A 9,322-nucleotide genomic window follows, 5' to 3' on the forward strand; every position below is an offset into this window, starting at 1 on the left:
CGGACATAACGCATGGTCGAGCTGACCGTCCAGTGACCGAGCATCTGCTGGATGGCCACCAGGTCGACGCCGCGTTCGTAGTTGTGGGTCGCGCAGGCCCTCCGCAGGGCATGCGGGCTGAACCGTTCCGAGGCCGGCCGCCCTTCGAGCTCCATGAGATAGCGCAGCCGGTTGCGGATCGTTCCGCGATGCAGGGCTCCGCCTGACTCATCGGCGAACAGCACAGAAGAATCGGGGAACTTAGGGCGCACGTCGTCCAGGAACCATCGCAGCACCAGGTCCAAGCCGTCGAGCATGGGCACCCAGCGGGGCCGGGGCCCGGAGGTGTGAGCCCCTTTGCCGAAGCGGACGTGGAGCTTGCCGAACGGGCCGCGGATGAAGTGCACATCCGGCTTGTCCAGCAGCGATGCCTCCTCCGAGCGGAGGCCGGCGTGATACAGAGTCCGGAACATCGCATAGTCCCGGGCAGCGGGCCCGTACTTCCTCGCGGTCGCGATCCGCTGCTTCATGAAGTCGAAGAACTCCGCTACCCGTTCCGGTGTCGGCGGCGGCACCAGGGCCGGGGAGTCATCGCCGACATGCCGCGAGGCATTGAACTCGTCGACCGGGCAGACCAGCCGGACACCGAACGCTGCCTCGATCTCGGCGGCCTTGCGGGCCTGCAGGAACCGGTGGAACCCCTTGAAAATCTGCACATACTCGCGCCGGGTCGACGTCGACCGGCCCTTCACCGCGAGGTCGCCGACCACACGGTCGATGTCCTCCGGCGTCACCTCCCACGCGGGTCGGCCCAGAGCAGCGAGGGCTCGCTCCAGCAGGCCGATGTCATTGTCGATAGTCACCGGGCTGAACCCGCGGGCCCGCCAGGAGGCGACGAACGCGTCGACGCATGTGGTCTGGAACTGCCACGGGTCCGTCGCCAGCGGTTCCTGAGGGACGGCCCCGCCCGCGATGACCTGAAGTCTGGCCTCGGCCACCGGCACACCTTCCTCGCACCTGAACGGTCAAGGCAGCACCTTGAAAACCAGGGTGCTACCGCGAGAACCAACGAGGACCTCAGGAGCGGGATACGGCCAGGTGGCAGCGGCAACTCTTGTGAGGGAACAAGTGCCAGCCCCAGATGAATGGGGCCAGGTCTTCGGCGACGAGGTCCTCGCCACCGCCATCCTCGACCGGCTCCTGCACCACTGCGAAGTCATCGCGATCAACGGCCCGAGCTACCGGCTCAAGAACCGCCTCCAGGCCATCGCGCGAGAGACCGACGTGGCCTAGCAACTGGGGACGTTCAAACGTACCGGCCCGCCCCGAAGGGAGAGTACGCCGACACCGCCAGCCCCCCACCCCTCTCAGCCCGGAGGGGCCGCACACCCATGCCCCTTGACAAGAACCTGCTACACATCAGGAATCATTGGGCGGTGAAGTCCCGCTGGATCAGATCCGGCACCGGCGGCGCGGTCCGATCCGGGGTGGTGGTGCGCTTGCGGCGGCGCAGGTGACGGCCGACGATGCGGTGCTCGCGAATCAGCCTCGCAACGCGCTTACGGTCGATCAACCGGCCACCGGCCGGCAGCTCGGCGTGGACCCGGCGGGCGCCGAAGGCCTCGCGGTGCTCAGCCTGGATCTCGCGGATCTCCGCAACCAAGGCCTCGTCCTCAGCCCAGCGCGCCTCGCGGGCCAGGGCGCTGGCGACCCAGCGGTAGTAGCCGGACCGGGACGCGCCGAGTGCTCGAGCTGCCACTCCTTCTCCGCCTGGACCCCCTCGGAGTTCCGGCCCGCGTCGGCCACATTCTCGGCGTCTGCGGACCGCACTCAGGACTGCAGGGTTTCGGGGTTACGTTCAGATCAGCCGCGACGTTCTTGAACGTCAGCCGTTCGGCCGAGGCCCGCTGCAACGCCACCGCGTGGGACCGGAACTCCGCACACTGGCTCGTCGCGGTCATGTCGCTGCTGCCGACATTCGGCCTCATCCTCAGCTACTGGATCCACTTCGGCACCGACGGCTACCGTGAGCTCAGTCTGGATGTTCACCCCCGTCGTCGCACTCACCAGCGCCGCCTTCGGCTTCTTCTTCGCCAGCGACGACCGCAACCGCTCCTAGCCTGCGCCCAACGCAGCACACACACCGCCCACTCCCGCGGACGTGACTGCCCCGAGTGTGCTCACCGCAGCCAACCCGCACCGCAGTGAGTACAGCCGCCAAGAACATGACCCGGCGACGCGCCCGCCTCCCGCCAGACCGGACGTGGCCGGCGCGGCTGCACCCTGACCACCACCTCCCCGTGTGTGCTGGGTCAGACCACCAAGGTGGCTGGGCGCGAAGGCGCCCGCGGCGACAGTCGTGTGCGTGTCAGGGTGCAGGTGGCAGACTTGCTCGACAATGGAATTGCCCTGGTCAGGAGCGTCTTGGTCGTGCGACCGCTGGAGCGGACAGCATCGCCAAGACCCACCCGAGTGACCCGGGACGGACCCGAACACGCCGTCTTGGCCTGGGGCATCACCGACAGCCCGCTCCTATCAGGAACTTGAAGCCGCCCTGCACACTGCGGAGACGGGCTGGAACCGGTGCCAGTCTCCTGAATCCGGCCAGGCGTCCCGGGCCTCGGCTGTAGCCCGAGCAGTTCGGCGCATGATTAGGCTTCGTTGCGCGTTTTCCAATCACCCGGGTATAGGGCGGAAAATACCTTCGCCGCATCACCCTGGTACTTCAGTCTAGTTCCCTTAGGTATCCGAACTACGTCGCCGAACTTCGCTTCGATCTTGTGGCTATAATTCTCCCCAGTGAGGATGCGGAAAGTACCATCAAGAACGACAGATGCCTGGTCGTATTGCGTCGTCCACTCGAAGGTGCAGCCGTCCCAGATATGAACGTAGGCAGCCATCGTCTTGCTGACCTCTGGGGTGACGTTTGGAGCGATCAGCGAGCACCTGTACGCATGGCCGCCGGCATCGCTATGAGATTTTGTAAAGACCATGTCCCGGCTCTCCATGTGGAGCACATCAGGCACTGCCGGTTCGGACGATATCGCTTCACCCCGAGTGCGCCAGTCAACGGGATATGCGACATAAAATGCACTTCCCTTCTCCCCTTGGTACTTTACCTTGGCCCCCTTAGGCAGCCACACAACGTCGCCGAGCTTTGCTTCAATTGCACGGGTGTAGCCTTCGCCCCATAGAATGCGCACATTGCCGCCAAGGGCGACGAAGACCTCGTCGGTCGGCATCGTCGCCTCGATGGAGCAACCATCGTAGGTAGTGACTCCGGCACTCAGTGTTTTACTGTTTGCTGCAGTGAGCAGTCGGCATGCGGAGAAATGTCCCCCGGTATGGATAAGCCCTTGCGAAAACGCCATTTCGGAAAAATTGAAAGAGAGCAGTTCGTTCGTTGCTTCAGTCATCGTCTTCTCGTCTTCAGTCACGGTATACCAATCGTTCGGACTTCGATTTTCTTGGCGGGGTCGGCTTGTTGGGTCGATGGCTGCGGGTCATGTCAGTGGAGCCAGTTCAAGGTGAAGCGACATCACTAGCGCCGGAACTCGGCGAAGATCGGGCCGATGGGAACCGTTGGTCCGGTGCTTACCCGTGCCAAGCGCCTCCGGTGAGCGAGTCGATCGCCGATAGCGCGGTGCCAACCGTCTGCCGTGCGGCCGGGCGCTGGTCAGCGAGCGCAAGCGTGGCACGGCCGTTGGCTGAGGAACCTGCTGATCGGCGGCACGCCATGGGCGCAACAGCTGGCTGGCGAGAGCTATGACTCGGGCAGCTGACCTGTGCACTGCGAGGCTGTCCCGAGGGCTGGCCCGATCGGTCTTGGTCGGCTGGCGGTGTAGCCCACCATGGTCTGCGCGGTGCACGTCAAATCCGCCTACCGTGCTCGGAAACCCCGTGTCGGTGCACCATCCTGATCACCCCACTTGCTTGCCGCGACCCACAATCTGTCCAGCATCGAACGCTGCAATTCAGCACAGTTTTACTCATCGGCGACTGCCGGGGGCGACCTAATCTTGTCGGCTCCGGCACTGAAAGTGATCCAGAACCACTTTTCAGCCGACGCCGACAGGCTGCCACCACATTGCAACGGATGGCGGCAAGTGCGGCGGCGTACGGCTGCTGGCTACCTGGTGGCGACGCTGCGCAGAGACTGTGGCGCTGGACGCCCTCTCGACGTCAACACATTCAGCTTGATCACTCGTTGTTGTTGGTGGTGCGAGTCCGCTGCACGGTGACCTCTTGATAGGTCCGAGTTGTTTGAGTTCCTGCATAGACCGGGGCCCGTGGGATGTGCTGGTGCCACGAACGGCTAGTGAGGTGGAGGCACGACTGCGAGTCGGTTGATGCCTGGATTAGGTCGCTCGCGTGGCCCGCATGCGCTCGTGACCAGCGCAAACATCTGCTTATGGGGAGGGGCTTTTGATCTACGGCGGAATCGACTGGGCGGAACGAACCCACGACGTCGCACTGGTCGACGACGCCGGCATGATGGTGGCCAAGCGGCACATCACCGACGACGCGGCCGGCTACAAGCTGCTGCTGAACCTGCGCGCCGAGTACGGCGATACCGAGGAGACCCCCCGCAGGCAGGGCAGGCTCTCTCGGCTGTACCCAGATGGACTCGGCGGCCGCCGTCATTGAGCCGCGGGACCCTGATGACGGACACCGCGTCGAGGTCGAGCAGCAACGTGGCGTCCTACGTTCGGGCCTGACAATCACAGCCATCGGTAACGGACCGTGCCGAAGCGCCAAGGGGCCTGGCGACGCTCACCGCTCGACTTCGAAGACCCACCAGCAGCGGCAGCTGGGCAAGGGCCTCGAAGGCGGGTGGTTGTGCTGGGTCTTCTTCACCATCGGGGCGAGGGCCGTGGTGTCCGGGGCTCCGCGATGTCCTGCCGCCCGGTCTGCCCTGGTCCGAACTTCGTACTTCTGAAGCTTCTCCTGGTGAGCTGCGGTCTCCCCACCCAGACGATCCAATGCCCGGGCCACCATCCGCTCCGCATCCTCGACCTTGATCCTTATCTCGTTGGGCGAGGGCGAAGCACCTTCGTACAGCTTCTCCCTGGCCAAGCGGGCTCGCGTGACCCGGTCGCACAGGCGGGACTGCCGAGTCAGTGATCGGACGCGGCACCGCCGGCGAGCCCCTCGGAATTGTCGGTCCCAACGTTTCGCATGTGAGCAAGTGCATCGTCTATCAGCGCGTTGATCTCGTCCTCACCCGGGAGATGATCTCCTCAAGCCGGTGCAGGCGCTGGTTGCCGTCCCGGGTGGCGTTCGCCTCATCAACGAACCGTCCACGGCCACGGCCGAGAGATCCACCAGCTCCCGCTGCCCGCACAGCGCCCTCGACGACGTCGTCGGCGGCCTGAGCCTGCACGCCAGCATCAGAGCCGGTGCCACGTGACCAGCGACCAACACCTCCTCGACCAGGCCCAGGCTGCCACACCGCCGGGGCCGTGGGCACCGCCCAGGGCACGCTCGGCCTGTACCACAGGCCGGCGCCTTCGTCTCCTTCTGAGCCGCAGCCCCGAAGGCCGATCCGCGGACGAAGAGGCGTAAGGCCGGCTTTCCACAGGACCCGTGCCGCACAGCCATATCCCGATGCACCCGGCCGCCCGTATCGAACAGCCGAAAAAGATCGTTAAGTAACCCGCCGCGTGCTTGCGTGTCCCATCCCCCCGCTGGATACGCAAACACGGTGAGGGCCCGAGCACCCTGACAGGCTCGGGCCCTCACCTATCCCCGGCCACACCCACCAGACCAAGCGCGGCAGCCTCTCGGCTACGCATTGGTCCGCATCACCGAACCGCCAAGCCAGGCGCCTGCGGCAGCAGGGCGAGCGCGTCCGTGACCGCGGTGACGCTCCCGGGCGGGAGGGTGACGCGGAGTGGGCGCGCACTGCACCCACGTAGCCCAGGCCGAACTCGAGGCACCGGGTGCGCAGTTCGCGCGAGTCATAGACCTCGTCTGCGGTGAAGGGCGCGGACGCGGACCACGCGCCACCGGTCTTCCTCGGCATTTCGGCCAACTCGCGGCGCTCCTCGTCGGCGGTCCAAACCGCGGTTTCCTCGGCGTCTTCGCCATCCGGGCCGGCCAGATGATGGCGGCGCGCCTTCGGAAGACGCTGGTCGTCTGCCGTACGTGCCACGAGGACATCCACTACACCGGGCGTTCCTCGCGGCACAACTCATCAGAACAAAGGGCACTGGAGAGCCGGATGCGGTTACAAGCCGCACGTCCGGTGCAGTGGGTGGAGAAGGGCCTGTTCAGCAGGCACTTCGCTGGGGGTTGGGTGTCAGCCCGAGACGGCCTTCGTCCAGCCCCGGGCTATGGTGTCCGCCGCCTTCTGTATCTGCGCATCCGTGGGGGACTGCGGCGTGCCCTCGACAACCGGCAGCCTTGCCGCGGCGGCCTTGTCGAGGGTGCCGTCCTTCTCCATGGCCTTCATCAGCACCGGGCGTGTGTAGCCGCTGAGCCGGAGGTTTTGGCCCTCGGGGCTGAAGAGCCATTCCAGCCACAGACGGGCGGCGGCCGGGTGCGGAGCGTGCTTGTTGATCGCCTGCGCGTAGTACTGGGCGAAGCTGCCGTCGAAGGGGATGGACACCAGCCATTTCACGCCTTTGCTGCGGAGCGTGTCGGCGTAGCTGAGGTTGAGGTAGTCCCAGTTGATGCTGATGGGCGTCTTGCCGTTCTCGATCGTTGTCAGGTTGTTGGGGTGGACGTAGATGAAGTTGCCCGTCTTCTTGAGCTTGGCGAAGAAGTCGAGGCCGGGCTGGATATCGTCGAACGAGCCGTTGTTCGCGAGGGCCGCTGCGTATACACCGGCGAAGCCGTTTCCGGACGTGGTGGGGTCGCCTGCGAGCGCGACCTTGCCCTTGTACTGGGGCTTCAGTAGGTCGGCGAAGGTCTGGGGACACTGCTTGATGCGCTGGGCGTCGCAGCCGATGGAGATGTAGCCGCCGTAGTCGTTGGACCAGCGGGCCTGGGGATCCTTCTGGTTGTTCGGGATCGCGTCGTACGCGGCGACCTTGTAGGGAGCGAGTAGGTTCTGCCGCGCTGCTGCCCGCGCGAACGTGTCAGCGATGTTTATCACGTCGGGGGCGTTGGCCTGGCCTTTACGGTTCCGCAGGGCATTGACCTCGGCCTGACTCGTGGCCCACGGGTCCCGGGACACGACGTTGATTCCGTATTTCTTCTCGAAGCCGTCGATCAGGGCGCCGTAGCTGGCATACTCGACCGGAACGTCCATCGCGTTAAGCATGCCCTCATGCTTGGCCGCAGCGATCAGTGCCTTCATGCCGCCCGCGTTCTCAGCGGAGGTAGCTGCCGAGGGTTTCTCCGGCGTAGCAGTGGGGCTGGTGCCGCAGGAGCCCAGGGTCAGCGCCGCGAGGGCAAAGCAGCCGGAGACGGCGATTGTTCGAACACGAGGTGCGGTCACGAACGTTCCAGGAATGAACAGGGACAGGGACAGGCGACAATCCGTTATCGCCAAGGAACGCCCACGTCATCGGGCCGTCGTCGCATTGTGGCCCATTGCTGTGCGTCTTTGGCTCGTGGTGTCGACGCAGCAAGGCAGTTATCAGAAATCAGAGACCACATTGTACCTTGTCTACCTCTCGCGCGATCCCGGTCGATGTGCATGAGTCCAACCTCAATCCTTCAGACGTGATCGGCGCCAGTTGAGGTGATCGGTTCATCCCGTCCATCCCGGCCGATGCCGGGTGGGATCTTCGCCTGTCACTGCGGCTACGCTGCCGTCAAGCGGCGACGGCTCGGCGTTTCTGCCCGCCGCCTCATGAACCGGGCCCATGCCTCGTTGATCGTCCAGGACTTGGCGGGCAGGTCGTGCAGGCCCATGGCCTTGTTCGGCCTACCGCGCCGGGCATGGACGGATTGAATTCGCATTCGGCATGCTTGAGCTGTGCGAGCAGCTGGCACGCGCCGAAGCGCGCCAGAACGGCGCGGTTGCGGAATGAGTGACCGCGGGCCGGGGTGACGGTAATGGGGACGTCCGGGCAGCGGCTGAGCAGATTCTCAAGCGCTGCCTACTCAACGGCGTCGATCCTCAGGTCCCACCGAGTTCTTGCAGTGCGGCATTCTTAGGAAGGCCCTGCCGACGAGTGGCCGCGCCACACTCGACACAGAGCGTCGCCGTCTTCACCTCCTGCTCGAACGCGACGGTCGGCCGCTCGTGGCCGATCCCCGGGTCGGCGCGCGGGGTTGCCTCGCCGGAGCCGACGCCCTGGCGAGCGCGTATCCGAAGTGCGGAATCGAAGCCGCGCTGATGGGTGTTCCGGTGCCCGAACTGGGTTCGCCCGGCGAGCGCACGCTCGGCCTCTCCGATCACGGCCTCGCACGGCGGTACAGCGCCGCCGGTGACGTGGCCGCCGCCGCATCTCCGGCGCCAACATGCACGACAGCCAAGGGCTCCAGCCGCTCGTGCGTGGCATCCCACCTGTCCGCTCCGGCGCGGGAAACTGCACGGCGACAAGGGCTACGACTGCAACTACCTGCGGCGATGGCTGCGTGGCCGCGGCATCCGTCACTGCATCGCACGCAAGGGCGTCGAGTCCTCATAGCGACTCGGTCGCCATCGCTGGGTGGTCGAGAGGACGGTGTCCTGGCTGGCCGGCTGCCGCCGTCTCTACCGCCGCTACGAGCGCAAGGCCGAACACTTACTCGCCTTCGTCGGCATCGCTGCAGTCCTCATCTGCCACCGGCGCCTCACCAAATGAAACGACCTTGATCTCCTCGGGCCGGCTGACGCTGCGGCGGGCGATCATCCAGTGCCGGCGGTCCTCGCGGTGCCAGGGCCGCACCTCGACACGGGCCCAGTCGTAGATGCGTCGGCCATGGGCGCCCTCGCCGCAGGAACGGCCCCTCCACTTCTGGCGGGGCAGGCCGGGGAACAGGTCGTGGACGGGGTGGTCGAGCGCCCAGCGGGTGACGACCGTGTCGTGTCGGGTGGTGGCCATGACGTGGAAGACGTCTGCCTGCTCCAGCTCGAACCGCCAGCCTTGCTGAAACCGTAGGCCGCATCCGCGGTCACCCAGCCGAACGGAATTCGGTCCGCGATGGCCCGGCGGACCATCGCCTTGGCCATGGCCACCTTCGTCTCGAACGCGACCTCATCGCTGATGCCCGCCCGTCGGCAGCGTTGGCGGTCGTCCGTCCAGGACGTGGGCAGATACAACCGGCGGTCGATCAGCGTGCGTCTGCGGCCGGTGGCGTAGGCGAGGAACAGTCGGGTAGGACCGCCGCATTGCTGCGGCGGTCCCCCCTCAGAACCGGCCGTGCGGGCTTTCCCCGCAGCTCGGCTCAAGCAAGCCCGGAAGGC

At 65.7% G+C, this 9,322-nt stretch carries 5 protein-coding genes and 5 pseudogenes; 4 read left to right on the forward strand and 6 right to left on the reverse strand.

From position 1 onward, the window contains the following. On the reverse strand, nucleotides 1-977 hold a 977-nt coding region (locus AC07CM_RS49525), incomplete at its 3' end, for a tyrosine-type recombinase/integrase (protein ID WP_478883159.1). A 145-nt stretch (nucleotides 978-1,122) separates the two neighbouring features. Between AC07CM_RS49525 and AC07CM_RS49530 the strand changes: the two are divergent. Further along, nucleotides 1,123-1,272 (forward strand): annotated as a pseudogene (locus tag AC07CM_RS49530) (ATP-binding protein); the annotation flags it as partial. A 139-nt stretch (nucleotides 1,273-1,411) separates the two neighbouring features. On the opposite strand, the pseudogene AC07CM_RS49535 reads toward AC07CM_RS49530, so the two are convergent. Further along, a pseudogene (locus AC07CM_RS49535) lies at nucleotides 1,412-1,729 on the reverse strand (IS3 family transposase); the annotation flags it as partial. A gap of 901 nt (nucleotides 1,730-2,630) precedes the next feature. Then, the gene (locus AC07CM_RS49540; protein ID WP_478883160.1) at nucleotides 2,631-3,416 is read right to left on the reverse strand and encodes a hypothetical protein; all 786 of its coding nucleotides are present in this window, start codon (nucleotides 3,414-3,416) and stop codon (nucleotides 2,631-2,633) included. A 988-nt stretch (nucleotides 3,417-4,404) separates the two neighbouring features. Here AC07CM_RS49540 and AC07CM_RS49545 point away from each other — a divergent pair. Together AC07CM_RS49545 and AC07CM_RS49550 are read left to right on the forward strand one after the other, a co-directional pair. Next, a pseudogene (locus tag AC07CM_RS49545) lies at nucleotides 4,405-4,566 on the forward strand (IS110 family transposase); the annotation flags it as partial. A 661-nt stretch (nucleotides 4,567-5,227) separates the two neighbouring features. Further along, the gene (locus AC07CM_RS49550; RefSeq protein WP_478883161.1) at nucleotides 5,228-5,389 is read left to right on the forward strand and encodes a hypothetical protein; all 162 of its coding nucleotides are present in this window, start codon (nucleotides 5,228-5,230) and stop codon (nucleotides 5,387-5,389) included. Between the two features lie 891 nt (nucleotides 5,390-6,280). On the opposite strand, the gene AC07CM_RS49555 is transcribed toward AC07CM_RS49550, so the two are convergent. Both AC07CM_RS49555 and AC07CM_RS49560 read right to left on the reverse strand, forming a co-directional pair. Further along, entirely contained in the window at nucleotides 6,281-7,423 is a 1,143-nt protein-coding gene (locus tag AC07CM_RS49555; protein WP_478883162.1) for an ABC transporter substrate-binding protein, read from the reverse strand. Between the two features lie 627 nt (nucleotides 7,424-8,050). After that, the gene (locus tag AC07CM_RS49560; protein ID WP_478883163.1) at nucleotides 8,051-8,332 is read right to left on the reverse strand and encodes a hypothetical protein; all 282 of its coding nucleotides are present in this window, start codon (nucleotides 8,330-8,332) and stop codon (nucleotides 8,051-8,053) included. A 47-nt stretch (nucleotides 8,333-8,379) separates the two neighbouring features. On the opposite strand from AC07CM_RS49560, the pseudogene AC07CM_RS49565 reads away from it, so the two are divergent. Further along, nucleotides 8,380-8,720: pseudogene (locus AC07CM_RS49565) on the forward strand (transposase); the annotation flags it as partial. Nucleotides 8,721-8,729: 9 nt separating this feature from the next. Here AC07CM_RS49565 and AC07CM_RS49570 read toward each other — a convergent pair. Then, nucleotides 8,730-9,322: pseudogene (locus tag AC07CM_RS49570) on the reverse strand (IS701 family transposase); the annotation flags it as partial.

This window comes from Streptomyces sp. NPDC044061 (assembly GCF_056434305.1).